Below are 25,140 nucleotides of genomic sequence, written 5' to 3'. Positions count from 1 at the left end.
CTCAGGTGTCGCGGGCCTGTTCGCGAATCCTCTCGGCCACCTGAGGCGGCATCGGCTCGTGCCGTGCGTAGCTGCGGTTGAAGCGCGCGGTGCCGTGGGACAGGGAGCGCAGATCGACGGCGTACCGCCCGATCTCGATCTCCGGGACCTCGGCCCGTACGAGGGTGCGCCCGCCGCCCGCCTGCTCGGTGCCCACGACCCGGCCGCGGCGGCCCGACAGGTCGCTCATGACGGGCCCCACGTAGTCGTCGCCGACCAGGACGGTCACCTCCGCCACCGGTTCCAGCAGGTGGATCTTGGCGTCGGCCGCGGCCTCGCGCAGGGCGAGCGCGCCCGCGGTCTGGAACGCGGCGTCGGAGGAGTCCACCGAGTGCGCCTTGCCGTCGAGCAGCGTGACCCGGACGTCGATGAGCGGATAGCCGGCGGCCACACCCTTGGCGGCCTGGGCCCGCACGCCCTTCTCGACGGACGGGATGAACTGCCGCGGCACGGCGCCGCCGACGACCTTGTCCACGAACTCGATGCCCGAGCCGTTCGGCAGCGGCTCGACCTCGATCTCGCAGATCGCGTACTGACCGTGCCCGCCGGACTGCTTCACATGGCGCCCGCGCCCGCCGGACCTGCCCGCGAACGTCTCCCGCAGCGACACCTTGTGCGGGACGACGTCGACCTGGACGCCGTACCGGCTGCGCAGCCGCTCCAGGGCGACGTCCGCGTGGGCCTCGCCCAGGCACCACAGGACGACCTGATGCGTGTTCTGGTTCTGCTCCAGGCGCATCGTGGGATCCTCGGCGACCAGCCTGGCGAGCCCCTGCGACAGCTTGTCCTCGTCGGCCTTGCTGTGCGCCTGGATGGCGAGCGGCAGCAGCGGGTCGGGCATCTGCCACGGCTCCATGAGCAGCGGATGTTCCTTGGCGGAGAGGGTGTCCCCGGTCTCCGCGCGGTTCAGTTTCGCCACGCACGCGAGATCGCCCGCGATGCAGTGCGACAGGACGCGCTGCTGCTTGCCGAACGGCGTGGACAGGGCGCCGATGCGTTCGTCGACGTCGTGGTCCTCGTGACCGCGGTCGGACAGCCCGTGCCCGGAGACGTGCACCGTCTCGTCGGGTCGCAGCGTGCCGGAGAAGACACGGACCAGGGAGACCCGGCCCACGTACGGGTCGGACGCGGTCTTCACGACCTCCGCGACCAGTGGTCCGGTCGGGTCGCAGGCCGACACCTCGCGCGCCGCGCCGTCCGGTGTGGTCACGACGGGCGCCGCCCGTTCCAGCGGGGTGGGGAAGCCGCCCGTGACGAGTTCGAGCAGTTCGACCGTGCCGAGCCCCTGACGGGCGCCGTCGGCGGCCGGAGCCGCGGCCAGCACCGGGAAGAAGGTCCCGCGGGCCACGGCCCGCTCCAGGTCCTCGACCAGGGTCTTGAGGTCGATCTCCTCGCCGCCGAGATAGCGGTCCATGAGGGTCTCGTCCTCGCTCTCGGCGATGATCCCCTCGATCAGCCGGTTGCGGGCCTCCTCGATCAGCGGCAGCTGCTCAGGACCCGGCTCCGCCTCCTTGCGTTCCCCGGACGCGTAGTCGAACAGCCGCTGCGACAGCAGCCCGATCAGTCCCGTCACGGGCGCGTGCCCGTCGGGTGCCTCCGCGCCGCGCAGCGGCAGGTACAGGGGCAGGACGGCGTCGGGGTCGTCCGCGCCGAAGGCCTCCGCGCAGATCCGCGTCATCTCCTCGAAGTCCGCCCGCGCCGATTCGAGATGGGTGACCACGATGGCCCGTGGCATCCCCACGGCCGCGCACTCCTCCCACACCATGCGGGTCGAGCCGTCCACGCCGTCCGAGGCCGAGACGACGAAAAGGGCCGCGTCCGCGGCTCGCAGACCGGCCCGCAGCTCCCCGACGAAGTCGGCGTATCCGGGGGTGTCCAGAATGTTGATCTTGTACCCGTCCCATTCGACGGGGACCAGCGAGAGCTGCACCGAGCGTTGCTGCCGGTGCTCGATCTCGTCGTAGTCCGAGACGGTGCCGCCGTCCTCGACGCGGCCCGCCCGGTTCACTGCTCCCGCGGTCAGCGCGAGAGCTTCCACCAGAGTCGTCTTGCCCGATCCGCTGTGGCCGACCAGCACCACATTCCGTACGGACGCGGGGTGGTCGGCCGCCGTAGCCCTGCCGGCGGCTCCGGGGTGTGCATTCGCCTTGTCGCCCATGGCCTTGCCTCCCGTGCACGGTGAGGTCTCTGTGGGCGCGGGCGTTACGGATCCGCGTGCGGTGGCGGCTCCGATGACGCCCGCGGTGTCTTCGAGCTTTGCACTCGTGTCACGGTGCGTCCATACGGCGGACGCGATCCCGCCGTGCCACCGACGGCATCCCGTCATGACGCGGGGCGTGCGGGTGCCCGACGGTCGCACACGCGCGCGCGTGGCTACGATGGGCCAGCCGGCGGCCAGCAGGGGCCGCGCGGCGACACCGACCCTCGGGAAGGCCATGCTGAACAAGTACGCGCGTGCATTCTTCACGCGTGTCCTCACACCGTTCGCCGCGTTTCTCATCCGCCGGGGGGTAAGCCCCGACACGGTGACCCTCCTGGGCACGGCAGGAGTCATGGCGGGCGCGCTGGTCTTCTACCCCCGCGGAGAGTTCTTCTGGGGCACGGTCGTCATCACGCTCTTCGTGTTCTCCGACCTCGTCGACGGCAACATGGCGCGCCAGCTCGGCCGCTCCAGCCGCTGGGGCGCCTTCCTGGACTCCACGCTCGACCGGGTGGCCGACGGCGCGATCTTCGGCGGCTTCGCCCTCTGGTACGCGGGCAACGGCGACGACAACATCCTGTGCGCCGTCTCGATCTTCTGCCTGGCCAGCGGCCAGGTGGTCTCGTACACCAAGGCGCGCGGCGAGTCGATCGGCCTGCCGGTTGCGGTCAACGGCCTGGTCGAGCGGGCCGAGCGGCTCGTGATCTCGCTGGTCGCGGCCGGTTTCGCGGGCCTTCACAAGTTCGGTGTGCCCGGTATCCAGGTGCTCCTGCCCGTCGCACTGTGGATCGTCGCCGTCGGCAGCCTCGTCACGCTGATCCAGCGTGTCGTCACGGTGCGCCGCGAGTCCGCCGAGGCGGACGCCGAGGCCGCGGCCCACAACAGCGAGGCCACCTCGTGACCAGGTTCCAGGACAGGCTGGTCGACGGCGCCTACGCACTCGGCTGGAGCACGGTCAAGAAGCTCCCCGAGCCGGTCGCCGAGCGGCTCGGCCGCACGATCGCCGACATCGCCTGGAAGCGCCGCGGCAAGGGCATACAGCGTCTGGAGAGCAACTACGCGCGCGTGGTGCCCGATGCGACGCCCGAGCGGCTGGCCGAGCTGTCCAAGGCCGGCATGCGCTCCTACCTGCGCTACTGGATGGAGTCCTTCCGGCTGCCCGCCTGGAGCGAGGAGCGGGTGAAGACGGGCTTCGACCCGAAGGACGTGCACCACCTCACCGACGCGCTCGCCTCCGACAAGGGCGTGATCCTCGCCCTGCCGCACATGGGCAACTGGGACCTCGCCGGCGCCTGGGTCACCACGAAGCTCCGTACGCCCTTCACGACGGTCGCCGAGCGCCTCAAGCCGGAATCGCTGTACGACCGCTTCGTCGCCTACCGCGAGGGCCTGGGCATGGAGGTCCTGCCGCACAGCGGCGGCAGCGCCTTCGGCACGCTGGCCCGGCGGCTCCGCGACGGCGGGCTGATCTGCCTGGTCGCCGAGCGCGACCTGTCCTCGTCCGGCGTCGAGGTGCAGTTCTTCGGCGAGGCCACCCGGATGCCCGCGGGACCGGCACTGCTCGCGCAGCAGACCGGCGCCCTGCTCCTGCCCGTGACACTCTGGTACGACGACTCGCCCGTGATGAAGGGCCGTGTGCATCCCCCCGTCGAGATTCCCGAGACAGGCACCCGCGCCGAAAAGACGTCTGTCATGACACAGGCGCTGGCCGACGCCTTCGCCTCGGGGATCGCCGACCACCCGGAGGACTGGCACATGCTGCAACGGCTGTGGCTGAAGGACCTGGATCCCGCCAAGGACCCCGCGGCGATCCGGAGCGACGGCGCCGGTCGGGAACCCGGGGAGGTGACCCCGTGAGGATCGGCATCGTCTGCCCGTACTCCTGGGACGTCCCGGGCGGCGTCCAGTTCCACATCCGCGACCTCGCCGAGCACCTCATCGGCCTCGGGCACGAGGTCTCCGTCCTCGCCCCGGCGGACGACGAGACGCCCCTGCCGCCCTACGTCGTCTCGGCCGGCCGCGCGGTCCCGGTGCCCTACAACGGCTCCGTGGCCCGTCTGAACTTCGGCTTCCTCTCGGCGGCCCGGGTACGGCGCTGGCTGCACGACGGCACCTTCGACGTGATCCACATCCATGAGCCGGCCTCCCCGTCGCTGGGTCTGCTGGCGTGCTGGGCCGCGCAGGGCCCCATCGTCGCGACCTTCCACACCTCGAACCCGCGCTCCAGGGCGATGGTCGCCGCGTACTCCATCCTCCAGGCGGCACTGGAGAAGATCAGCGCGCGGATCGCGGTGAGCGAGTACGCGCGGCGCACCCTCGTCGAGCACCTGGGCGGCGACGCCGTCGTCATCCCGAACGGCGTCGACGTCGACTTCTTCGCACGGGCCAAGCCCAAGCCCGAGTGGCAGGGCGACACCCTCGGCTTCATCGGCCGCATCGATGAGCCCCGCAAGGGCCTGCCCGTCCTCATGAAGGCCCTCCCGAAGATCCTCGCCGAGCGTCCGCAGACCCGGTTGCTGGTCGCCGGACGCGGCGACGAGAAGGAGGCCGTGGAGTCCCTGCCCGCCGAGATGCGCTCGCGCGTCGAGTTCCTCGGCATGGTCAGCGACGAGGACAAGGCCCGCTTCCTGCGCAGCGTCGACGTGTACGTCGCGCCCAACACCGGTGGCGAGAGCTTCGGGATCATCCTGGTCGAGGCGATGTCGGCGGGGGCACCGGTGCTCGCGTCGGACCTCGACGCGTTCGCCCAGGTCCTCGACCAGGGCGCCGCGGGCGAACTGTTCGCCAACGAGGACGCGGACGCGCTGGCCGCCGCCGCGGTCCGGCTCCTGGACGACCCCGCGCGCCGCGCCGAACTGCGCGAGCGGGGGAGCAGCCACGTAAGGCGCTTCGACTGGTCGACCGTCGGCGCGGACATCCTGTCCGTGTACGAGACCGTGACGGACGGGGCGGCGGCGGTGGCCGCCGACGAACGCACGGGGCTCCGGGCGCGCTTCGGACTCGCCCGGGACTGACCGCGCCGGCCGCGTTCGGTGAGCGTGCGGGACGGGAGCGACGAGGGTGCGTGCCGAAGGGTGCCCGGTGAGCGTGCGGGACGGGAGTGACGAAGGCGCTGCGGGTGCCCGGTGAGCGTGTGGGACGGGAGTGACGAAGGCGCTGCGGGTGCCCGGTGAGTGTGCCGGACGGGACCGGTGAGCGTGCGGCACCTGTCCGGTGATCCGGGACCGTCGGGAGCCGTCACCGCGCAGAGGTAGCCTTGCCGCCCGTGACCGCAACCCTGATCTGGATCGTCGTCGGCCTCGTCGCGATCGGCCTGTACCTGAGCTGGACCGCCGGCCGGCTCGACCGGCTGCACGCCCGCATCGACGCCGCCCGCGCGGCCCTCGACGCCCAGCTGCTGCGCCGCGCCTCCGTGGCACAGGAACTGGCCACGTCCGGGGTGCTCGATCCGGCCGCCTCCATCGTGCTGTACGAGGCGGCCCACGAGGCCCGGCAGGCCGAGGAGGACCAGCGCGAGGTGGCGGAGAGCGAGCTGAGCCAGGCCCTGCGCGCCGTGTTCGGGGAGGCGCAGCAGGTCGACGCGGTACGCGAGGCGCCGGGCGGTGAGGAGGCCGCCCACGAGCTCGCGCAGGCGGTGCGCCGGGTGCCGATGGCCCGGCGGTTCCACAACGACGCCGTACGCGCCGCACGGGCCTTGCGCCGTCACCGCAAGGTGCGCTGGTTCCGCCTCGCGGGCCACGCGCCGTTCCCGATGGCCTTCGAGATGGACGACGAGCCCCCGGCGGCACTGGCGGAGCGCCAGGCGGCCTGACCCGGACGGATCGTGACGGTCCGGCCACCCGGTGGCATGGGCGAAAAAAATCCACCGCCTCTCCATTGGCCCTTGCAGTGGCCTGGTCGCCTCACGTTTCCTCGGTGCAGCACAAACCCTCTTTCACCGAGTGAGGTCAACCCGTGTCCAGCACGCTCTCCAACCCCGCCCAGACCCCCGAGACCGGCACCGCCCGCGTGAAGCGCGGCATGGCCGAGCAGCTCAAGGGCGGCGTGATCATGGACGTCGTCACGCCGGAGCAGGCGAAGATCGCCGAGGACGCGGGCGCCGTCGCCGTCATGGCCCTGGAGCGGGTCCCCGCCGACATCCGCAAGGACGGCGGAGTGGCCCGCATGTCCGACCCGGACATGATCGAGGGCATCATCGACGCCGTCTCGATCCCGGTCATGGCGAAGTCCCGCATCGGCCACTTCGTCGAGGCCCAGGTTCTGCAGTCCCTCGGCGTCGACTACATCGACGAGTCCGAGGTCCTCACCCCGGCCGACGAGGTCAACCACTCCGACAAGTGGGCGTTCACCACCCCCTTCGTCTGCGGCGCCACCAACCTCGGTGAGGCCCTGCGCCGCATCGCCGAAGGTGCCGCCATGATCCGCTCCAAGGGCGAGGCCGGCACCGGCAACGTCGTCGAGGCCGTCCGCCACCTGCGCCAGATCAAGAACGAGATCGCCAAGCTGCGCGGCTTCGACAACAACGAGCTGTACGCCGCCGCCAAGGAGCTGCGCGCCCCGTACGAGCTCGTCAAGGAGGTCGCCGAGCTCGGCAAGCTCCCGGTGGTCCTGTTCTCCGCCGGTGGTGTCGCCACCCCGGCCGACGCGGCTCTGATGCGTCAGCTCGGTGCCGAGGGCGTCTTCGTCGGCTCCGGCATCTTCAAGTCGGGCGACCCGGCCAAGCGCGCCGCCGCCATCGTGAAGGCCACCACCTTCTACGACGACCCGAAGATCATCGCGGACGCGTCCCGCAACCTGGGCGAGGCCATGGTCGGCATCAACTGCGACACCCTCCCCGAGACCGAGCGCTACGCCAACCGCGGCTGGTAATCACCTCATGAACACTCCTGTCATAGGCGTCCTGGCTCTCCAGGGCGACGTACGGGAGCACCTCATCGCCCTGGCCGCGGCCGACGCCGTGGCCAGGCCGGTGCGGCGCCCCGAAGAGATCGCGGAGGTGGACGGCCTCGTCATTCCCGGCGGGGAGTCCACCACCATCTCCAAACTGGCCGTCCTCTTCGGAGTGATGGAGCCCCTGCGCGCGCGTGTGCGCGACGGCATGCCCGTCTACGGCACCTGCGCCGGCATGATCATGCTCGCCGACAAGATCCTCGACCCGCGGTCCGGTCAGGAGACCTTCGGCGGCATCGACATGATCGTGCGCCGCAACGCCTTCGGGCGTCAGAACGAGTCCTTCGAGGCGGCGGTCGACGTCCGCGGTGTCGAGGGCGATCCTGTAGAGGGCGTCTTCATCCGCGCCCCCTGGGTCGAGTCCGTGGGCGCCGAGGCCGAGGTGCTCGCCGAGCACGGCGGCCACATCGTCGCCGTACGCCAGGGCAACGCGCTCGCCACGTCGTTCCACCCGGAACTGACCGGCGACCACCGCGTGCACGGGCTGTTCGTCGACATGGTGCGCGCGAACCGGACACCGGAGTCCTTGTAGGATCTGGGGGTCCCCCAGATCCTTAAGGTGTGGGGGAGTTCGTACGGGATGGGTTACGCGAAGGAGACAGGCAGATGTCCGGCCACTCTAAATGGGCCACGACGAAGCACAAGAAGGCCGTGATCGACGCCAAGCGCGGCAAGCTCTTCGCGAAGCTGATCAAGAACATCGAGGTCGCGGCGCGCATGGGCGGCGTGGACCTCGACGGAAATCCGACGCTGTACGACGCCGTGCAGAAGGCGAAGAAGTCGTCGGTCCCGAACAAGAACATCGACTCCGCGATCAAGCGCGGCGGCGGTCTCGAAGCCGGTGGCGCCGACTACGAGACGATCATGTACGAGGGTTACGGCCCGAACGGCGTCGCCGTGCTCATCGAGTGCCTCACGGACAACCGCAACCGTGCCGCCTCGGACGTCCGCGTCGCGATGACCCGCAACGGCGGCTCGATGGCCGACCCGGGCTCCGTCTCGTACCTGTTCAACCGCAAGGGCGTCGTGATCGTCCCCAAGGGCGAGCTGGCCGAGGACGACGTCCTGGGTGCCGTGCTCGACGCGGGCGCCGAAGAGGTCAACGACCTCGGCGAGTCCTTCGAGGTCATCTCCGAGGCCACCGACCTGGTCGCGGTGCGCACCGCGCTCCAGGAAGCCGGCATCGACTACGACTCCGCCGACGCCAACTTCGTCCCGACGATGCAGATCGAGCTGGACGAGGAGGGCGCCCGGAAGATCTTCAAGCTGATCGACGCCCTGGAGGACAGCGACGACGTGCAGAACGTCTTCGCCAACTTCGACGTGAGCGACGACGTCATGGAGAAGGTCGACGCCTGATCGCACAGGCTGGGCGACGGGCCGACGGGAACACACCCCGTCGGCCCGTCGCTTTGTCACGGCACCCGATAGCCTGCACGAACTGGGGGCAGAGCCCGGCGATTGCCGGGCCGGATCGAAGGAGGGGGCTGGGTGCGGGTACTGGGTGTCGACCCCGGATTGACCCGGTGCGGTGTGGGAGTCGTCGAAGGAGTCGCGGGCCGGCCCCTGGCCCTGCGCGGCGTCGGTGTCGTGCGCACCCCGCCCGACGCCGAACTGGGACTGCGCCTCGTCGCGATCGAGCAGGGCATCGAGCAGTGGCTCGACGAGCACGAGCCCGAATTCGTCGCCGTGGAGCGCGTCTTCAGCCAGCACAACGTCCGCACGGTGATGGGCACCGCTCAGGCCAGCGCGGTCGCCATGCTGTGCGCGTCCCGCCGGGGCATCCCCGTCGCCCTGCACACCCCGAGCGAGGTCAAGGCCGCCGTCACCGGCAACGGACGGGCGGACAAGGCCCAGGTAGGTGCCATGGTCACGCGCCTGCTCCGGCTCGACGCACCTCCCAAGCCCGCCGACGCGGCCGACGCCCTCGCCCTCGCCATCTGTCACATCTGGCGCGCCCCCGCCCAGAACAGGCTCCAGCAGGCGGTCACCGAGAACAGGCTCCAGCAGGCCGCCGCACGCAACCGCCTCCAGCAGGCCGCCGCCGAGCACCAGCAGCCCCACGCACAGCCCCACGCATCGAAAGGCCGTACCGCATGATCGCCTTCGTCAGCGGCCCGGTGGCCGCCCTCGCCCCCGACTCCGCGGTGGTCGAAGTCGGCGGTATCGGCATCGCCGTCCAGTGCACGCCCAACACCCTCTCGGCGCTGCGGACCGGCCGGCAGGCCAAGCTCGCCACCTCCCTCGTCGTCCGCGAGGACTCCCTCACGCTCTACGGCTTCGCGGACGACGACGAGCGGCAGACCTTCGAGCTGCTGCAGACCGCCAGCGGCGTCGGCCCCCGGCTGGCCCAGGCGATGCTCGCCGTGCACAGCCCCGACGCCCTGCGCCGCGCGGTGTCCACCGGGGACGAGAAGGCGCTCACCGCCGTGCCCGGCATCGGCAAGAAGGGCGCCCAGAAGCTCCTCCTGGAGCTGAAGGACCGGCTCGGCGAGCCGCTCGGCACGGGCGGCCCCGCCATCGGGACGGCGGTGACCACCGGGTGGCGCGACCAGCTGCACGCCGCGCTCATCGGTCTCGGGTACGCGACCCGGGAGGCCGACGAGGCGGTCAGCGCCGTCGCCCCGCAGGCCGCGGCCGCCGAGGGCGCCCCGCAGGTGGGACAGCTCCTCAAGGCCGCCCTGCAGACCCTGAACCGCGCCCGCTGAACCGCCGGCACCCACCACACCCCGAGGCACTTCACATGAACTGGGACGACACGACCGACGCGACCGCCGCCGAGCGGCTCGTCGGCCCCGCCGAGGAGCGGCTGGTGGACTCGGTCGCCGACCGCGAGGACCAGGCGGTCGAGGCCGCGCTGCGCCCGAAGGACCTGGACGAGTTCATCGGCCAGGAGAAGGTCCGTGAGCAGCTCGACCTGGTCCTGCGGGCCGCACGCGCGCGTGGCGCCACCGCCGACCACGTGCTCCTCTCGGGGGCCCCGGGACTCGGCAAGACCACCCTGTCGATGATCATCGCGGCCGAGATGGGCGCCCCGATCCGCATCACCAGCGGCCCCGCCATCCAGCACGCCGGGGACCTCGCCGCGATCCTCTCCTCCCTCCAGGAGGGCGAGGTGCTCTTCCTCGACGAGATCCACCGCATGTCCAGGCCCGCCGAAGAGATGCTCTACATGGCGATGGAGGACTTCCGGGTCGACGTCATCGTCGGCAAGGGCCCCGGCGCCACGGCCATCCCGCTGGAACTGCCGCCGTTCACCCTGGTCGGCGCCACCACGCGCGCGGGCCTGCTGCCGCCCCCGCTGCGCGACCGCTTCGGCTTCACCGCCCACATGGAGTTCTACGAGCCCGCCGAGCTGGAGCGGGTCATCCACCGTTCCGCGAGCCTCCTCGACGTCGAGATCGACCCGGACGGCGCCGCGGAGATCGCCGGACGTTCCCGGGGCACGCCCCGTATCGCCAACCGCCTGCTGCGCCGCGTACGCGACTACGCCCAGGTCAAGGCGGACGGAGTGATCATCAGGGAGATCGCGGCGGCGGCCCTCCAGGTGTACGAGGTGGACGCCCGCGGCCTGGACCGCCTGGACCGCGGTGTCCTCGAAGCACTGCTCAAGCTCTTCGGCGGCGGCCCGGTGGGCCTGTCGACACTCGCCGTCGCGGTGGGGGAGGAGCGTGAGACCGTGGAAGAGGTGGCCGAACCCTTCCTCGTCCGGGAAGGACTGCTCGCCCGTACGCCCCGTGGCCGGGTGGCCACACCGGCGGCATGGGCGCATCTCGGCCTCACCCCGCCCCGCCAGGCCACCGGTGGAAACGGACAACAGGACTTGTTCGGGGCGTGACGGCGCGGGGATGTGTCGGGGCAGGAACCCCGGTGCCATGCTGAGCGTTGTTCACTGAGTGCGGACTCGCTTAGACTCCGCCGATGCCGCCCTTGTCGACGGCATACATACCCCCAACCAGCAGGCCGCCCCCCATTGCGGTCGTAGAAGGAAGTTCCGACCCGTGAGTCTCGTGACCCTCCTCCCGTTCATCGTGCTCATCGGGGCCATGTTCCTGATGACCCGGTCGGCCAAGAAGAAGCAGCAGCAGGCTGCGCAGATGCGCAACGACATGCAGCCCGGCTCCGGTGTCCGCACGATTGGTGGCATGTACGCAACCGTCAAGGAGGTCAACGAGGACACGGTCCTCCTTGACGCCGCCCCGGGGGTCGAGCTGCTCTTCGCGAAGAACGCGATCGGCGCCGTCCTCACGGACGACGAGTACAACCGCATCGTCCACGGCATCGAGCACGATCTGAAGGCCGACGGTGCCGTCGTCCCGGACGACGCCTCCTCCCTCACCGAGACCGACGAGCCCGCCGCCGACGCCTCTTCCGACGCCTCCGACGACAAGCCGCTCGACCTCGGCAAGAAGGACGTGGCGGACGAGCCGGCCGACAAGCCCGCCGAGGCGAAGGCCGACGACGCGGGCGCAGCGGAGCCGAAGAAGACCGACGGCGAGGCCGACGCGAAGTAGTCACGCCCCGGGAGCGCGGCGCGACCCGCTCGCGCCCCGCGCATCCGGGACGTGCTGTTCTCGCACGGAGTCCCGACACCATGTCATGGCCGCCCGCGCGCTGACCCGGCGCACGGTGGCCCGAGAGGGAGTACGAGAAGGTGGCAGCACCGAAGAAGGGCCGGAGCGCGAGCGCCCAGAGCAGGCCGGGGCGCTCGCTGGCCCTCATCCTGATCGCCATCGCGGCGCTCACCGGGGGGATGTTCCTCTCCGGGCACCCCACCCCGCGTCTCGGCATCGACCTCGCCGGCGGCACCAGCATCACGCTCGAGGCGAAGAACGAGCCCGGTCAGCCCAACGCGATCAACAAGACCAACATGGACACAGCGGTCGACATCATGAACCGCCGTGTCAATGGTCTCGGCGTGTCCGAGGCGGAGGTCCAGACGCAGGGCGACAGGAACATCATCGTCAACATTCCCAAGGGCACGAATTCCAAGCAGGCCCGGGAGCAGGTCGGCACCACCGCAAAGCTCTACTTCCGTCCGGTCCTGACCACCGAGGTCTCCGGACCCGGCGCGAAGGCCAGCCCGTCGCCGAGCAGCAGCTCGTCGAACAAGGCCACCGACAAGGCGACGGACAAGGCGACGTCGTCGAGCTCCGCGACGCCGACGGCCAGTGCCACCTCCCAGGGCCGCGCGGTCAGCGACGCCCTGAAGGCCGACACCACGCCGTCCGCGACCGGCTCCGCGAGCACGTCGCCCTCCTCCAGCGCCTCGCCGTCGGCGAGCAGCAGCGTGGACCCGGGCACGGCCAAGCTCCAGGCCCAGTACGCCGCCCTCGACTGCACCGACAAGGCGGTCCGCGCGACGGCCGGTGACGGCGTCAAGCCGTCCGACCCCACCGTGGCCTGCGGCCAGAACTCGTCGGGCCAGTGGCAGAAGTACATCCTCGGCCCGGCCGAGGTGTCCGGCACGGACATCAAGAAGGCCGCCGCGGTCTACGACACGCAGAGCGCCGCGGGCTGGAAGGTCACCATGGACTTCACGTCCGGTGGCTCCAAGAAGTTCGCCGCCATCACCGGCAAGCTCGCCCAGAACCAGTCCCCGCAGAACCAGTTCGCCATCGTCCTCGACGGTGAGGTCGTCTCCGACCCGTACGTCAACCAGGCGCTGACCGGCGGCAACGCGGAGATCTCCGGAAGCTTCAGCCAGACCGAGGCCCAGGACCTGGCCAACATGCTGAAGTACGGCGCCCTGCCGCTCACCTTCAAGGAGGCGAGCGTCACCACCGTGACCGCCGCGCTCGGTGGTGAGCAGCTGCACGCCGGTCTGATCGCCGGTGCGATCGGCCTCGGCCTGGTCGTCATCTACCTGGTGGTCTACTACCGGGGCCTGTCGCTCATCGCGATCGCCTCCCTGATGGTGTCGGCGGTCCTCACCTACGTGATCATGTCGCTGCTCGGCCCGACCATCGGCTTCGCGCTGAACCTGCCGGCCGTCTGCGGTGCGATCGTCGCGATCGGTATCACGGCGGACTCGTTCATCGTGTTCTTCGAACGCATCCGTGACGAGATCCGCGAGGGCCGCACCCTGCGGCCCGCCGTCGAGCGCGCCTGGCCGCGCGCGCGGCGCACCATCCTGGTCTCCGACTTCGTGTCGTTCCTCGCCGCCGCGGTGCTCTTCATCGTCACGGTCGGCAAGGTCCAGGGCTTCGCGTTCACGCTCGGCCTGACCACCCTGCTCGACGTGGTCGTCGTCTTCTTCTTCACCAAGCCGCTGATGACGATCCTCGCCCGCAGGAAGTTCTTCTCGAGCGGCCACAGCTGGTCGGGTCTCGACCCGAAGCGACTGGGCGCCCAGCCGCCGCTGCGCCGCACCCGTCGCGCGTCCGCCCCCGTCGACACGAAGGAGGCGTGAGATGTCGAAACTCGGCACCCTCGGCGCCCGGCTCCACCGCGGCGAGATCGGCTACGACTTCGTAGGCAAGCGCAAGATCTGGTACGGCATCTCGATCCTGATCACCATCACGGCCATCCTCGGCCTGACGGTGCGCGGCCTGAACATGGGCATCGAGTTCCAGGGCGGAGCCGTCTTCACCACCGAGAAGACCAGCGTCTCGGTCACGCAGGCGGAGACCTTCGCGGAGGAGGCCTCCGGCCACGACGCGATCGTGCAGAAGCTCGGCAACGGCGGCCTGCGCATCCAGATCGCCGGCATCGACACCGACAAGTCCGACCAGATCAAGGACACGCTGGCCAAGGACCTGAACGTCAACGCCGAGAAGATCAACGCCGACCTGGTCGGCCCCAGTTGGGGTGATCAGATCGCCAACAAGGCCTGGCAGGGCCTGGCGATCTTCATGGTCCTCGTGGTGATCTACCTGGCCATCGCCTTCGAGTGGCGCATGGCCGTCGCCGCGCTGGTCGCCCTGATCCACGACATCACCATCACGGTCGGCATCTACGCCCTGGTGGGCTTCGAGGTCACCCCGGGCACCGTGATCGGTCTGCTGACCATCCTCGGTTACTCGCTCTACGACACGGTCGTCGTCTTCGACAGCCTCAAGGAGCAGACGAAGGACATCACCAAGCAGACCCGCTTCACCTACAGCGAGGTCGCCGACCGCTCGATCAACGGCACCCTGGTCCGTTCGATCAACACCACGGTGGTCGCGCTGCTCCCGGTCGCGGGCCTGCTGTTCATCGGTGGCGGTGTCCTCGGCGCGGGCATGCTCAACGACATCTCGCTGTCGCTGTTCGTCGGCCTCGCCGCCGGTGCGTACTCGTCGATCTTCATCGCCACGCCGCTCGTCGCCGACCTCAAGGAGCGCGAGCCGCAGATGAAGGCCCTGCGCAAGCGGGTCCTCGCCAAGCGGGCGCAGGCCGCGGCCAAGGGCGAGTCCCTGGAGCCCCAGGCCGCCGGGGTGCCGGCGGACGACGAGCCGGACGACGTCGCGGCGGCGGTCGTCGGCCCGCGCAACCAGCCCGCGTCCCGCAACCGCGGCCGCGGCCGTCCCTCGGGGAAGCGCCGATGACGGGCATCGAAGAACTGCTGCTCAGCCGCATCCGCGATGTGGCCGACTACCCGGAGCCGGGTGTGATGTTCAAGGACATCACCCCGCTCCTGGCGGACCCGGCCGCTTTCGGGGCCCTCACCGACGCCCTCGCCGACATCGCCGTGCGCAACGGCGCCACGAAGATCGTCGGCCTGGAGGCCCGGGGCTTCATCCTCGGCGCTCCGGTCGCGATCCGTGCCGGGCTCGGCTTCATCCCGGTCCGCAAGGCGGGCAAGCTGCCCGGTGCGACGCTGTCGCAGGCGTACGACCTGGAGTACGGCTCCGCCGAGATCGAGGTGCACGCCGAAGACCTGAGCGCGGGCGACCGTGTGCTCGTCGTCGACGACGTCCTCGCCACCGGCGGCACGGCCGAGGCCTCCCTCCGGCTGATCCGCCGGGCGGGCGCCGAGGCCGCGGGCGTCGCCGTGCTGATGGAGCTCGGCTTCCTGGGCGGCCGGGGCCGTCTGGAGCCGGCGCTCCAGGGAGCTCCGCTGGAGGCGCTCCTCAAGGTCTGAGCGGACCCAGGACGCCGAGTCCGGCCACTCCGTGGGAAAAACCCCCGGGAAAGGCCCTGGAAAGCCCTGAGACACCCGTAGGACACCGCGGAGGCGGGCCCGGAGGAATCCGGCGCCCGCCTCTTGCGTTGCTTCTGTATGAGGCCGTCCCAACGGCCGACAGCGAGTCCGACGCCCAGGATCGCTACCATGGGGTCTCCGGAGCCTGACCGGGGGACCCGGAACGCGCACGAGGAGCCCTCTTGCCAGACGAGGCCCAGCCACTCGCCCCCAGCGCCGAACGCCTGGGAGTCACCCCGTCCGCGAAGCCCGAGCGTGCCTCGGCGCCCGCGGACAGGCCCGCCAAGAACACCACCGGCGGGCCGGTCGAGCATGCCCAGGCGGCGCCCGACCGCAAGGCGGCCGAGCAGTCACGTCCCAAGCCCGCTCCTCCCGAGCGCCCCTCCGGCACGTCGGCGGTCCGTCCCGCGCCGGGCCAGCCCGCGCGCAGCGGCGGTTCCTCCAACCGCGTACGCGCCCGCCTCGCCCGTCTCGGCGTCCAGCGCTCCAACCCGTACAACCCGGTTCTGGAGCCGCTGCTGCGGATAGTGCGCAGCAACGACCCGAAGATCGAGACGGCGACCCTCCGGCAGATCGAGAAGGCCTACCAGGTCGCCGAGCGCTGGCACCGCGGCCAGAAGCGCAAGAGCGGCGACCCGTACATCACGCATCCGCTCGCCGTGACCACCATCCTCGCCGAGCTCGGCATGGACCCGGCGACGCTGATGGCGGGCCTGCTGCACGACACCGTCGAGGACACCGAGTACGGCCTGGACACCCTGCGCCGCGACTTCGGCGACCAGGTCGCCCTCCTCGTCGACGGCGTCACCAAGCTCGACAAGGTCAAGTTCGGCGAGGCCGCGCAGGCCGAGACCGTGCGCAAGATGGTCGTCGCCATGGCCAAGGACCCTCGCGTCCTGGTCATCAAGCTCGCCGACCGCCTGCACAACATGCGCACCATGCGCTACCTCAAGCGCGAGAAGCAGGAGAAGAAGGCCCGCGAGACGCTGGAGATCTACGCTCCGCTGGCGCACCGCCTGGGCATGAACACCATCAAGTGGGAGCTGGAGGACCTCGCCTTCGCGATCCTCTACCCCAAGATGTACGACGAGATCGTGCGCCTGGTCGCCGAGCGCGCCCCCAAGCGCGACGAGTACCTCGCCATAGTGACCGACGAGGTCCAGTCCGACCTGCGGGCGGCCCGGATCAAGGCGACGGTCACCGGCCGCCCGAAGCACTACTACTCCGTCTACCAGAAGATGATCGTCCGCGGCCGTGACTTCGCGGAGATCTACGACCTGGTGGGCATCCGCGTCCTGGTCGACACCGTCCGGGACTGCTACGCCGCTCTCGGCACCGTGCACGCGCGATGGAACCCGGTCCCCGGCCGGTTCAAGGACTACATCGCGATGCCCAAGTTCAACATGTACCAGTCGCTGCACACCACGGTGATCGGCCCCAACGGCAAGCCGGTCGAACTGCAGATCCGCACCTTCGACATGCACCGCCGCGCCGAGTACGGCATCGCCGCGCACTGGAAGTACAAGCAGGAGACCGTCGCCGGCACCTCCAAGATCCGCACGGACGTGCCCCGGGCCGCGAAGGGCAGCGCCGGCCAGGACACGGTCAACGACATGGCGTGGCTGCGCCAGTTGCTCGACTGGCAGAAGGAGACCGAGGACCCGAGCGAGTTCCTGGAGTCCCTGCGCTTCGACCTGTCCCGCAACGAGGTCTTCGTCTTCACTCCCAAGGGCGACGTCATAGCGCTCCCGGCGGGTGCCACGCCGGTCGACTTCGCGTACGCGGTCCACACGGAGGTCGGCCACCGGACGATAGGCGCACGCGTCAACGGACGCCTGGTGCCGCTCGAATCCACCCTGGACAACGGCGACTTGGTGGAGGTCTTCACCTCCAAGGCCACCGGCGCGGGCCCCTCCCGCGACTGGCTCGGCTTCGTGAAGTCGCCACGCGCCCGCAACAAGATCCGCGCCTGGTTCTCCAAGGAGCGCCGCGACGAGGCGATCGAGCACGGCAAGGACGCCATCGCGCGTGCGATGCGCAAGCAGAACCTGCCGATCCAGCGCATCCTCACCGGCGACTCCCTGGTCACCCTCGCGCACGAGATGCGCTACCCGGACATCTCGTCCCTGTACGCGGCGATCGGCGAGGGCCACGTCACCGCGCAGAGCGTCGTGCAGAAGCTGGTGCAGGCACTCGGCGGCGAGGAGGCGGCCACCGAGGAGATCGACGAGGCCGTTCCGCCGGCCCGCGGACGTGGCCGCAAGCGCCGCTCCAACGCCGATCCCGGTGTGGTCGTCAAGGGCGTCGAGGACGTGTGGGTCAAGCTCGCCCGCTGTTGTACGCCGGTGCCGGGCGACCCGATCATCGGGTTCGTCACACGCGGCAGCGGCGTCTCGGTGCACCGCAGCGACTGCGTCAACGTCGACTCGCTGTCCCGCGAGCCGGAGCGCATCCTCGACGTCGAGTGGGCGCCCACGCAGTCCTCGGTCTTCCTGGTGGCCATACAGGTCGAGGCCCTGGACCGCTCGCGGCTCCTGTCGGACGTCACCCGTGTCCTGTCGGACCAGCACGTGAACATCCTGTCCGCGGCCGTGCAGACGTCCCGCGACCGGGTCGCCACCTCGCGCTTCACCTTCGAGATGGGCGACCCCAAGCACCTGGGGCACGTCCTGAAGGCGGTCAGGGGTGTCGAGGGCGTGTACGACGTCTACCGCGTGACCTCGGCCCGCAGGCCGTAACGGCGGGCCGCGCCCGGACGGCACACGAGAGGGGCTCCCGTACGCACCGTACGGGAGCCCCTCTCGTGTCGCCGACGTGTCAGCCGCCGAACTCCTGCAGACCCTTCAGGGCCTGGTCGAGCAGCGCCTGACGGCCGTCGAGCTCCTTCTGGAGCTTGTCGGCCTTCGCGGTGTTGCCCGCGGAGCGCGCGGCCTCGATCTGGCCCTGGAGCTTGTCCACGGCGGCCTGGAGCTGTCCGGTCAGACCCTCGGCACGCGCGCGTGCCTCCGGGTTGGTCCGGCGCCACTCGGCCTCCTCGGACTCCTGGAGAGCCCGCTCCACCGCGTGCATCCGGCCCTCGACCTTCGGGCGGGCGTCGCGCGGCACGTGACCGATGGCCTCCCAGCGCTCGTTGATCGAGCGGAAGGCGGCGCGGGCCGCCTTCAGGTCGGTCACCGGGACGAGCTTCTCGGCCTCCTCGGCCAGCTCCTCCTTGAGCTTCAGGTTCTCCGACTGCTCCGCGTCGCGCTCGGCGAAGACCGAGCTGCGGGCCGCGAAGAACACGTCCTGGGCGCCGCGGAAGCGGTTCCACAGGTCGTCCTCGTGCTCGCGCTGCGCCCGGCCCGCGGCCTTCCAGTCCGCCATCAGCTCGCGGTAGCGGGCGGCCGTCGGACCCCAGTCCGTCGAACCGGACAGCGCCTCGGCCTCCGCGACCAGCTTCTCCTTGGCCTTGCGGGCCTCCTCGCGCTGCGCGTCCAGCGACGCGAAGTGCGCCTTGCGGCGCTTGGAGAACGCCGAGCGCGCGTGCGAGAAGCGGTGCCACAGCTCGTCGTCCGACTTGCGGTCGAGCCGCGGCAGGCCCTTCCAGGTGTCCACCAGCGCGCGCAGCCGCTCGCCGGCCGCCCGCCACTGGTCGCTCTGCGCGAGCTCCTCGGCCTCGACGACCAGCGCCTCCTTGGCGTGCCGCGCCTCGTCGGACTGCTTGGCCCGCTGGGCCTTGCGCTCCTCGCGGCGCGACTCGACCGTCTCGACGAGCTTGTCCAGCCGTCCGCGCAGCGCGTCCAGATCACCGACCGCGTGGTGGGCGTCCACCTGCTCGCGGATGTGATCGATGGCGGTCTGGGCGTCCTTCGCCGACAGGTCGGTGGTCTTCACTCGCTTCTCGAGGAGGCCGATCTCGACAACCAGGCCCTCGTACTTGCGCTCGAAGTAGGCCAACGCCTCCTCGGGGGAGCCGGCCTGCCAGGAACCGACGACCTGCTCGCCGTCGGCCGTACGCACGTACACGGTCCCCGTCTCGTCGACGCGGCCCCACGGGTCGCTGCTCACAGCGCCTCCTCCACATGATGCCTGCGAGGGGCGTCGTAGCCCCCTGGCATCGTCCACAGTTTCGTCACCGCCAACATAGGCGACCAGCGGGTTGCCTGTCCGCATCCCGCGCGACCGAAGTTCCCCTGTTGACGGTCAGGATTTGGTGATGGTCGCCTTGTCGATCACCACGGTCGCGTTCGGTGCGGTGTTGCCGGTCTGGGGATCGGCGGGCTGCGCGCCGGCGGCGGCGATCTTCTTGAGGACCTTCATCCCCGCCTCGGACACCGTGCCGAACGGTGTGTAGTCGGGCGGCAGCTGACTGTCCTGGTAGACCAGGAAGAACTGGCTGCCACCGGTGTTGCGGCCCTTCTGCGTCTGGGGGTTGTACTGGTTCGCCATCGCGACGGTGCCCGCCGGATACACGTTGCCCTTCAGGCTTTTGTCCTTCAGGTTCTCGTCCGGGATGGTGTACCCGGGGCCGCCGGCGCCGGTGGCCTGCGGGTCGCCGCACTGGAGCACGTAGATGCCGTCGGTGGTGAGCCGGTGGCACTTGGTGTGGTCGAAGTAGCCCTTGCCGGCGAGGAAGTCGAACGAGTTGACCGTGTGCGGGGCCGCCGAGGCCTTCAGCGCGATGTCTATGTCACCGCAGGTCGTCGCCATCTTCATCGTGTAGTCCGCGGACCTGTCGATGGTGAGCGCCGGCTCCTTCTTCCAGCTCAGCTGCTTCACCTTGCCCTCCGCGGGCTTCTCGCACGGGTCGGGCGCCTTGCTCGTCGCCGAGGGGGTCGGCGTCACCTCCGCGCCCGCGTTGGCCTTCTTGTCGTCGTTCTTGAAGACCCCGGTCGCGTACGACACGACACTGCCCACCACGACCACGCCGAGTACCGAGGCGACGATCGCGTTGCGCGTGTGCGTCTTGCGCCGTGCGGCCGTACGCCGCTGCTGCTGTCGCAAGAACTTCTCCCGGGCGAGCTGACGCCGCCGCTGTTCCTGGCTGACCACCGGGTTTTCTCCTCATGCGTCTCGTACGTCAAGTGGGACGCGTGCGTCTTGTGAGCCGACCGCCTGCGTGTGCCCCGTACCGTATATGGGTTCGCTGAGGAATCGGCAGCGCCGGTAGGCTCTGACCACAGCCGCCCACCCCGTACGACACCAGCGCGTACGCCACCACGAAGGACGATCGTGCTCATTGCCGGGTTCCCCGCCGGGGCCTGGGGGACCAACTGTTACCTGGTCGCCCCCGCCGCGGGTGAGGAGTGCGTGATCATCGACCCGGGCCATCAGGCCGCCCAGGGAGTCGAGGACGCACTCAAGAAGCATCGGCTCAAGCCCGTCGCGGTCATCCTGACCCATGGCCACATCGACCACGTCGCCTCGGTCGTCCCGGTCTGCGGAGCGCACGACGTACCGGCCTGGATCCACCCCGAGGACCGGTACATGATGAGCGACCCGGAGAAGTCGCTCGGCCGTTCCATCGGCATGCCGCTGATGGGCGAGCTGACCGTGGGGGAGCCCGACGACGTCAAGGAGCTCTCCGACGGCGCGCGGCTGGAGCTGGCGGGCCTCGACCTCTCCGTCGCGCACGCGCCCGGCCATACCAAGGGGTCGGTGACGTTCCGGATGCCGGAGGCCGCGGACATCCCGTCCGTGTTCTTCTCCGGGGATCTGCTCTTCGCCGGCTCCGTCGGACGCACCGACCTGCCCGGCGGCGACATGGCCGACATGCTCGACTCGCTGGCCCGTGTGTGCCTGCCGCTCGACGACTCGACCGTGGTGCTGTCCGGCCACGGCCCCCAGACGACCATCGGCCAGGAGCGCGCCACCAATCCGTATCTGCGGCAGGTGGCCGCCGGCCAAGGGAGCGTGGACGCTCCCCGACGAGGAATGTGACGAGAGACTTTCCGTGAGCACCTTCAAGGCCCCCAAGGGCACGTACGACCTGATCCCGCCGGAGTCCGCGACGTATCTGGCCGTCCGCGAGGCCATCGCCGCACCGCTGCGCAACTCCGGCTACGGCTACATCGAGACGCCCGGCTTCGAGAGCGTCGAACTGTTCGCGCGCGGCGTCGGTGAGTCCACCGACATCGTGACCAAGGAGATGTACGCCTTCGAGACCAAGGGCGGCGACCGGCTGGCCCTGCGTCCGGAGGGCACCGCCTCCGTACTGCGCGCGGCGCTGGAGGCGAACCTGCACAAGGCGGGCAACCTCCCCGTCAAGCTCTGGTACTCGGGCTCCTACTACCGCTACGAGCGCCCGCAGAAGGGCCGTTACAGGCACTTCTCGCAGGTCGGTGCCGAGGCGATCGGTGCCGAGGACCCGGCTCTGGACGCCGAGCTCATCATCCTGGCGGACCAGGCCTACCGGTCGCTCGGACTGCGCAACTTCCGGATCCTGCTGAACTCGCTCGGCGACAAGGAGTGCCGCCCCGTGTACCGGGCGGCCCTGCAGGACTTCCTGCGCGGCCTCGACCTGGACGAGGACACCCTGCGCCGTGCGGAGATCAACCCGCTGCGCGTCCTCGACGACAAGCGGGACGACGTGCAGAAGCAGCTGGTCGGCGCGCCGCTCCTGCGGGACTACCTCTGCGACGCGTGCAAGGCGTACCACGAGGAGGTGCGCGAGCTGATCACCGCCGAGGGCGTCTCCTTCGAGGACGACCCGAAGCTGGTGCGCGGGCTCGACTACTACACCCGGACGACCTTCGAGTTCGTCCACGACGGCCTGGGCTCCCAGTCCGCGGTCGGCGGTGGCGGGCGTTACGACGGTCTCTCCGAGATGATCGGCGGTCCCGCGCTGCCGTCGGTGGGCTGGGCGCTGGGCGTCGACCGCACGGTCCTCGCCCTGGAGGCCGAAGGCGTCTCGCTCGAACTCCCCTCGTCGACCAGTGTGTTCGCGGTGCCGCTCGGCGAGGAGGCCCGCCGGGTGCTCTTCGCCAAGGTGACGGAGCTGCGCAGGCGTGGCGTCGCCGCCGACTTCTCGTACGGCGGCAAGGGGCTGAAGGGCGCGATGAAGAACGCCAACCGGTCCGGGGCCCGTTACACGGTCGTGGCCGGTGAGCGTGATCTCGCCGAGGGCGTCGTGCAGCTCAAGGACATGGAGTCAGGCGAGCAGGTCGCGGTGGGCCTCGACGACCTGGTCGCCGAGCTGACGTCCCGGCTGGGCTGAACCGCCTCCCGGTGCCTCGGCCCCGGACCTCGCTCCGGGAACGCCGGAGGGGCCGAGCACCGGCCCCTCCGGCGTTCGGGAGCCGGCAGGAGCGCCGGCGGGATTCATCCGTCGCGCCGGTTCGTCCACCGGAAGGTCAGCAGGCACAGCAGCAATCCGCCGACGCACCACGCCCCGAGCACCAGGGCGATCCGCCCGAACTCCCAGTCGCCCGCCTGTTCCAGGACCTTCGCGGACTCGGGCAGGAACACCCCGCGCAGTCCCTGGCACATCCACTTGAGCGGGAACGCGGCGCCGATGTTCAGCATCCAGTCCGGGATGGTGTCGATGGAGATGTACACCCCGGAGATGAACTGGAGCACCAGGAAGGGCAGGACGACGACCGAGGTGGCGCTCTTCCCGGACTTGGGCACCGAACTGATCGCGATGCCGAGCAGGGCGCACGCGGTGAGTCCCAGCACGAAGATCCAGCCGAACTCGGCCCACTTGCCGGGGTCGGAGGGCAGCTCGACGTCGTACAGCGTGGTGCCCACGGTGAGCAGTACGGCGGTCTCCAGCGCGCCGGTGACCAGGACGAGCCAGATCTTGCCGAGGAAGTACGCGGCCGGCGGCATGGGTATGCCGCGCAGCCGGCGCAGCACCTTCTCGTCGCGCTCGATCGCGATGGAGATGCCGAGGGACTGGAAACTCGTCGACATGATGCCGGCGGCCATCATCGCGGGGACGTAGAGCTGGGAGGCGGTGATGCCCGCGCCCCGCACGTCGTCGCTGAAGATCGACGCGAAGAGGAAGAGGAACACGACCGGGAAGGCGAAGGTGAACACGACCTGGTCGCGCTGACGGAAGAACTGCCTGATCTCCAGGGCGCCCCGGTGCAGGCCGAGCCCCCAGGCCCCCGGCAGCCGGTCCGAGCGGGTCCCACCACGTGGGCGCACGGCGGTCGTGGTCATCGCGCGTTCTCCTGCCCGGTCAGCCGCAGATAGACGTCCTCCAAGGTGGGGCGGGTCACCCGCAGCCCCGGGATCTCCCCGTCGAAGCGGTGCATGAGCTCGGCGACGGTCCGGGTCGGGGTGGCGGTGCGTTCGGCGCGCGGGGTGCCGTCGTGCTCGACCCACGCGACCGTCGCCTCCGTGCCGAAGCGCTCCCGCAGGGCGGCCGGTTCGCCCTCGGCGACGACCCTGCCCCGTGCGACGACGGCGAGCCGGTCCGCGAGCGCCTCCGCCTCCTCCAGGTAGTGCGTCGTGAGCAGGATCGTCGTGCCTTCGTCGGCCAGCAGTCGGATCAGATCCCAGAACTGCCGCCGCGCGGCCGGGTCGAAGCCGGTGGTGGGCTCGTCCAGGAGCAGCAGTTCGGGCCCGCCGATCACGCCGAGGGCCACATCGAGCCGCCTGCGCTGGCCGCCCGAGAGCGACTTGATCCGGCTGTCGGCCTTCGCCTGGAGACCGACCAGCGCGATGACCTCTTCCGGATCACGGGGATTCGGGTAATACCGGGCGAAATGCCGCACGGATTCGCGCACCGTCAACTCGGCGGGCGCCGATTCGTCCTGCCAGACGATCCCGACCCGCGAGCGCCACGCGCGCGTGCCCGTAGCGGGGTCCGAACCGAGCACCGACACCTCGCCCGCGTCCCGCCCGCGGTTGCCCTGGAGGATCTCCACCGTGGTGCTCTTGCCGGCGCCGTTCGGCCCGAGCAGGCCGAACACCTCGCCCTGCCGTATGCCGAGATCGATGCCGTCGACGGCGGTCACGTCCCCGTACTGCTTGCGCAGCCCCCGTACGTCCACCGCGAGTTGCTTCGCGTCTGCTGTCATGCCGACGAGCCTCCCCCCGAACCGAACGTTCCGGGGCCTCCGTGCGTACCTCCTTATGTCCAGCGAACGGTGGACACGGGGGAGGGTGCGGCACAATGACCGTGCCCGCAGGCCCCCTTCGATCTACGGAAACGGCGTGATGAGCAAGACGACAGTGAAGGACGTCTCGACCGGCCGGGAAGACAGCGTCGCCCCCCGCACGACCGGCGGCAGCCGCGCGTTCGCCCTGATGCTGGTGATCACCGGAGCCGCCGGGCTGCTCGCCGCCTGGGTCATCACGATCGACAAGTTCAAACTGCTGGAGAACCCGAACTTCGTGCCCGGGTGCAGCCTGAACCCGGTCGTCTCCTGCGGCAACATCATGAAGAGCGACCAGGCCTCCGCCTTCGGGTTCCCCAACCCGATGCTCGGACTCGTGGCCTACGGCATCGTCATCTGCGTCGGCATGAGCCTGCTCGCCCGCGCGACCTTCCCGCGCTGGTACTGGCTCACCTTCAACGCCGGCACACTCTTCGGCGTCGGATTCTGCACCTGGCTGCAGTTCCAGTCGCTCTACCGCATCAACTCGCTCTGCCTGTGGTGCAGCCTCGCCTGGGTCGCCACGATCATCATGTTCTGGTACGTGACCTCGTCCAACGTGCGCAACGACTTCCTGCCCGCCCCGCGCTGGCTGAAGAGCTTCCTCGGCGAGTTCACCTGGGTCCTGCCGACCCTGCACATCGGCATCATCGGCATGCTGATCCTGACCCGCTGGTGGGACTTCTGGACCAGCTGACCCCGCCCCGGTCCCCGAGACCCGGGCCGGACGGCATTGTCAG

General features: G+C 70.3%; 23 protein-coding genes. 18 read left to right on the top strand and 5 right to left on the bottom strand.

Annotated features, from left to right (window positions below):
* Nucleotide 1: 1 nt before the first annotated feature.
* Nucleotides 2–2,197 carry an elongation factor G-like protein EF-G2 gene (locus BKI49_RS05550; protein ID WP_095933062.1) on the bottom strand — a complete coding sequence of 732 codons (2,196 nt, stop codon included), beginning with the start codon at nt 2,195–2,197 and terminating at the stop codon, nt 2–4.
* 220 nt (nt 2,198–2,417) lie between these two features.
* Between BKI49_RS05550 and pgsA the strand changes: the two genes are divergently transcribed.
* From pgsA to BKI49_RS05475, 15 genes are all read left to right on the top strand, one after another.
* Entirely contained in the window at nt 2,418–3,140 is a 723-nt protein-coding gene (gene pgsA / locus BKI49_RS05545) for a phosphatidylinositol phosphate synthase (RefSeq protein ID WP_095933061.1), read from the top strand.
* Entirely contained in the window at nt 3,137–4,096 is a 960-nt protein-coding gene (locus tag BKI49_RS05540) for a phosphatidylinositol mannoside acyltransferase (protein WP_095933060.1), read from the top strand. Before pgsA ends, BKI49_RS05540 begins: the two co-directional genes overlap by 4 nt.
* Nucleotides 4,093–5,253, top strand: coding sequence for a glycosyltransferase family 4 protein (locus BKI49_RS05535; protein WP_095933059.1), 1,161 nt, complete (start codon nt 4,093–4,095; stop codon nt 5,251–5,253). Before BKI49_RS05540 ends, BKI49_RS05535 begins: the two co-directional genes overlap by 4 nt.
* 251 nt (nt 5,254–5,504) lie before the next feature.
* The gene (locus BKI49_RS05530) at nt 5,505–6,050 is read left to right on the top strand and encodes a LemA family protein (protein WP_095933058.1); all 546 of its coding nucleotides are present in this window, start codon (nt 5,505–5,507) and stop codon (nt 6,048–6,050) included.
* Nucleotides 6,051–6,193: 143 nt separating this feature from the next.
* Nucleotides 6,194–7,108, top strand: coding sequence for a pyridoxal 5'-phosphate synthase lyase subunit PdxS (gene pdxS / locus BKI49_RS05525; RefSeq protein ID WP_028801490.1), 915 nt, complete (start codon nt 6,194–6,196; stop codon nt 7,106–7,108).
* Between the two features lie 7 nt (nt 7,109–7,115).
* The gene (gene pdxT / locus BKI49_RS05520) at nt 7,116–7,721 is read left to right on the top strand and encodes a pyridoxal 5'-phosphate synthase glutaminase subunit PdxT (protein WP_095933057.1); all 606 of its coding nucleotides are present in this window, start codon (nt 7,116–7,118) and stop codon (nt 7,719–7,721) included.
* A 74-nt stretch (nt 7,722–7,795) separates the two neighbouring features.
* On the top strand, nt 7,796–8,548 hold the full coding sequence (locus BKI49_RS05515) for a YebC/PmpR family DNA-binding transcriptional regulator (RefSeq protein ID WP_028801488.1): 753 nt from the start codon (nt 7,796–7,798) through the stop codon (nt 8,546–8,548).
* 132 nt (nt 8,549–8,680) lie between these two features.
* Entirely contained in the window at nt 8,681–9,289 is a 609-nt protein-coding gene (gene ruvC, locus BKI49_RS05510) for a crossover junction endodeoxyribonuclease RuvC (RefSeq protein WP_095933056.1), read from the top strand.
* Nucleotides 9,286–9,897 (top strand): Holliday junction branch migration protein RuvA, encoded by a 612-nt coding sequence (ruvA, locus tag BKI49_RS05505; RefSeq protein WP_095933055.1) that lies wholly within the window; start codon nt 9,286–9,288, stop codon nt 9,895–9,897. Before ruvC ends, ruvA begins: the two co-directional genes overlap by 4 nt.
* Before the next feature lie 35 nt (nt 9,898–9,932).
* Nucleotides 9,933–11,027: a Holliday junction branch migration DNA helicase RuvB gene (gene ruvB, locus BKI49_RS05500; RefSeq protein WP_095933054.1), complete on the top strand. Its 1,095-nt coding sequence runs from the start codon at nt 9,933–9,935 to the stop codon at nt 11,025–11,027.
* A 163-nt stretch (nt 11,028–11,190) separates the two neighbouring features.
* Entirely contained in the window at nt 11,191–11,703 is a 513-nt protein-coding gene (gene yajC / locus BKI49_RS05495; protein ID WP_095933053.1) for a preprotein translocase subunit YajC, read from the top strand.
* Nucleotides 11,704–11,843: 140 nt separating this feature from the next.
* Nucleotides 11,844–13,601: a protein translocase subunit SecD gene (secD, locus tag BKI49_RS05490; RefSeq protein WP_095933052.1), complete on the top strand. Its 1,758-nt coding sequence runs from the start codon at nt 11,844–11,846 to the stop codon at nt 13,599–13,601.
* Between the two features lies 1 nt (nt 13,602).
* Nucleotides 13,603–14,718, top strand: coding sequence for a protein translocase subunit SecF (gene secF, locus BKI49_RS05485; protein WP_095933051.1), 1,116 nt, complete (start codon nt 13,603–13,605; stop codon nt 14,716–14,718).
* The gene (locus tag BKI49_RS05480) at nt 14,715–15,254 is read left to right on the top strand and encodes an adenine phosphoribosyltransferase (RefSeq protein ID WP_095933050.1); all 540 of its coding nucleotides are present in this window, start codon (nt 14,715–14,717) and stop codon (nt 15,252–15,254) included. The genes secF and BKI49_RS05480 overlap by 4 nt, the downstream gene beginning before the upstream one ends.
* Nucleotides 15,255–15,496: 242 nt before the next feature.
* The gene (locus BKI49_RS05475) at nt 15,497–18,052 is read left to right on the top strand and encodes a RelA/SpoT family protein (protein WP_179332341.1); all 2,556 of its coding nucleotides are present in this window, start codon (nt 15,497–15,499) and stop codon (nt 18,050–18,052) included.
* A 79-nt stretch (nt 18,053–18,131) separates the two neighbouring features.
* Here BKI49_RS05475 and BKI49_RS05470 read toward each other — a convergent pair whose 3' ends face one another.
* A complete protein-coding gene (locus BKI49_RS05470; RefSeq protein WP_095933049.1) occupies nt 18,132–19,361 on the bottom strand; it encodes a DUF349 domain-containing protein in 1,230 nt (409 codons plus the stop codon).
* Between the two features lie 135 nt (nt 19,362–19,496).
* Nucleotides 19,497–20,345, bottom strand: coding sequence for a peptidylprolyl isomerase (locus tag BKI49_RS05465; RefSeq protein ID WP_095933048.1), 849 nt, complete (start codon nt 20,343–20,345; stop codon nt 19,497–19,499).
* Between the two features lie 180 nt (nt 20,346–20,525).
* On the opposite strand from BKI49_RS05465, the gene BKI49_RS05460 reads away from it, so the two are divergent.
* Nucleotides 20,526–21,233 (top strand): MBL fold metallo-hydrolase, encoded by a 708-nt coding sequence (locus BKI49_RS05460; protein WP_095933047.1) that lies wholly within the window; start codon nt 20,526–20,528, stop codon nt 21,231–21,233.
* A gap of 13 nt (nt 21,234–21,246) precedes the next feature.
* Nucleotides 21,247–22,509, top strand: a complete 1,263-nt coding sequence (gene hisS / locus BKI49_RS05455) for a histidine--tRNA ligase (protein WP_095933046.1) — start codon at nt 21,247–21,249, stop codon at nt 22,507–22,509.
* A 104-nt stretch (nt 22,510–22,613) separates the two neighbouring features.
* Here hisS and BKI49_RS05450 read toward each other — a convergent pair whose 3' ends face one another.
* The gene (locus BKI49_RS05450; protein ID WP_095933045.1) at nt 22,614–23,459 is read right to left on the bottom strand and encodes an ABC transporter permease; all 846 of its coding nucleotides are present in this window, start codon (nt 23,457–23,459) and stop codon (nt 22,614–22,616) included.
* Nucleotides 23,456–24,322: an ABC transporter ATP-binding protein gene (locus tag BKI49_RS05445; RefSeq protein WP_095933044.1), complete on the bottom strand. Its 867-nt coding sequence runs from the start codon at nt 24,320–24,322 to the stop codon at nt 23,456–23,458. Before BKI49_RS05445 ends, BKI49_RS05450 begins: the two co-directional genes overlap by 4 nt.
* A gap of 139 nt (nt 24,323–24,461) precedes the next feature.
* On the opposite strand from BKI49_RS05445, the gene BKI49_RS05440 reads away from it, so the two are divergent.
* Nucleotides 24,462–25,097: a vitamin K epoxide reductase family protein gene (locus BKI49_RS05440; protein ID WP_095933043.1), complete on the top strand. Its 636-nt coding sequence runs from the start codon at nt 24,462–24,464 to the stop codon at nt 25,095–25,097.
* Nucleotides 25,098–25,140: the final 43 nt, after the last annotated feature.

It is taken from the genome of Streptomyces sp. Tue6028 (genome assembly GCF_002300165.1).
Classification (GTDB): domain Bacteria; phylum Actinomycetota; class Actinomycetes; order Streptomycetales; family Streptomycetaceae; genus Streptomyces; species Streptomyces siamensis.
The sequence above is the reverse complement of the archived record's forward strand: the minus strand, read 5'-3'. Positions and strand labels throughout refer to the sequence as shown.

What these genes read in the sequence shown, in the direction of transcription:
- BKI49_RS05450 (WP_095933045.1), bottom strand. Translation starts at nt 23,459, where the DNA reads ATGACCACGACCGCCGTGCGCCCACGTGGTGGGACCCGCTCGGACCGG.
- secF (WP_095933051.1), top strand. Translation starts at nt 13,603, where the DNA reads ATGTCGAAACTCGGCACCCTCGGCGCCCGGCTCCACCGCGGCGAGATC.
- BKI49_RS05440 (WP_095933043.1), top strand. Translation starts at nt 24,462, where the DNA reads ATGAGCAAGACGACAGTGAAGGACGTCTCGACCGGCCGGGAAGACAGC.
- ruvB (WP_095933054.1), top strand. Translation starts at nt 9,933, where the DNA reads ATGAACTGGGACGACACGACCGACGCGACCGCCGCCGAGCGGCTCGTC.
- BKI49_RS05480 (WP_095933050.1), top strand. Translation starts at nt 14,715, where the DNA reads ATGACGGGCATCGAAGAACTGCTGCTCAGCCGCATCCGCGATGTGGCC.
- ruvA (WP_095933055.1), top strand. Translation starts at nt 9,286, where the DNA reads ATGATCGCCTTCGTCAGCGGCCCGGTGGCCGCCCTCGCCCCCGACTCC.
- pgsA (WP_095933061.1), top strand. Translation starts at nt 2,418, where the DNA reads ATGGGCCAGCCGGCGGCCAGCAGGGGCCGCGCGGCGACACCGACCCTC.
- BKI49_RS05550 (WP_095933062.1), bottom strand. Translation starts at nt 2,197, where the DNA reads ATGGGCGACAAGGCGAATGCACACCCCGGAGCCGCCGGCAGGGCTACG.
- pdxT (WP_095933057.1), top strand. Translation starts at nt 7,116, where the DNA reads ATGAACACTCCTGTCATAGGCGTCCTGGCTCTCCAGGGCGACGTACGG.
- BKI49_RS05515 (WP_028801488.1), top strand. Translation starts at nt 7,796, where the DNA reads ATGTCCGGCCACTCTAAATGGGCCACGACGAAGCACAAGAAGGCCGTG.
- BKI49_RS05445 (WP_095933044.1), bottom strand. Translation starts at nt 24,322, where the DNA reads ATGACAGCAGACGCGAAGCAACTCGCGGTGGACGTACGGGGGCTGCGC.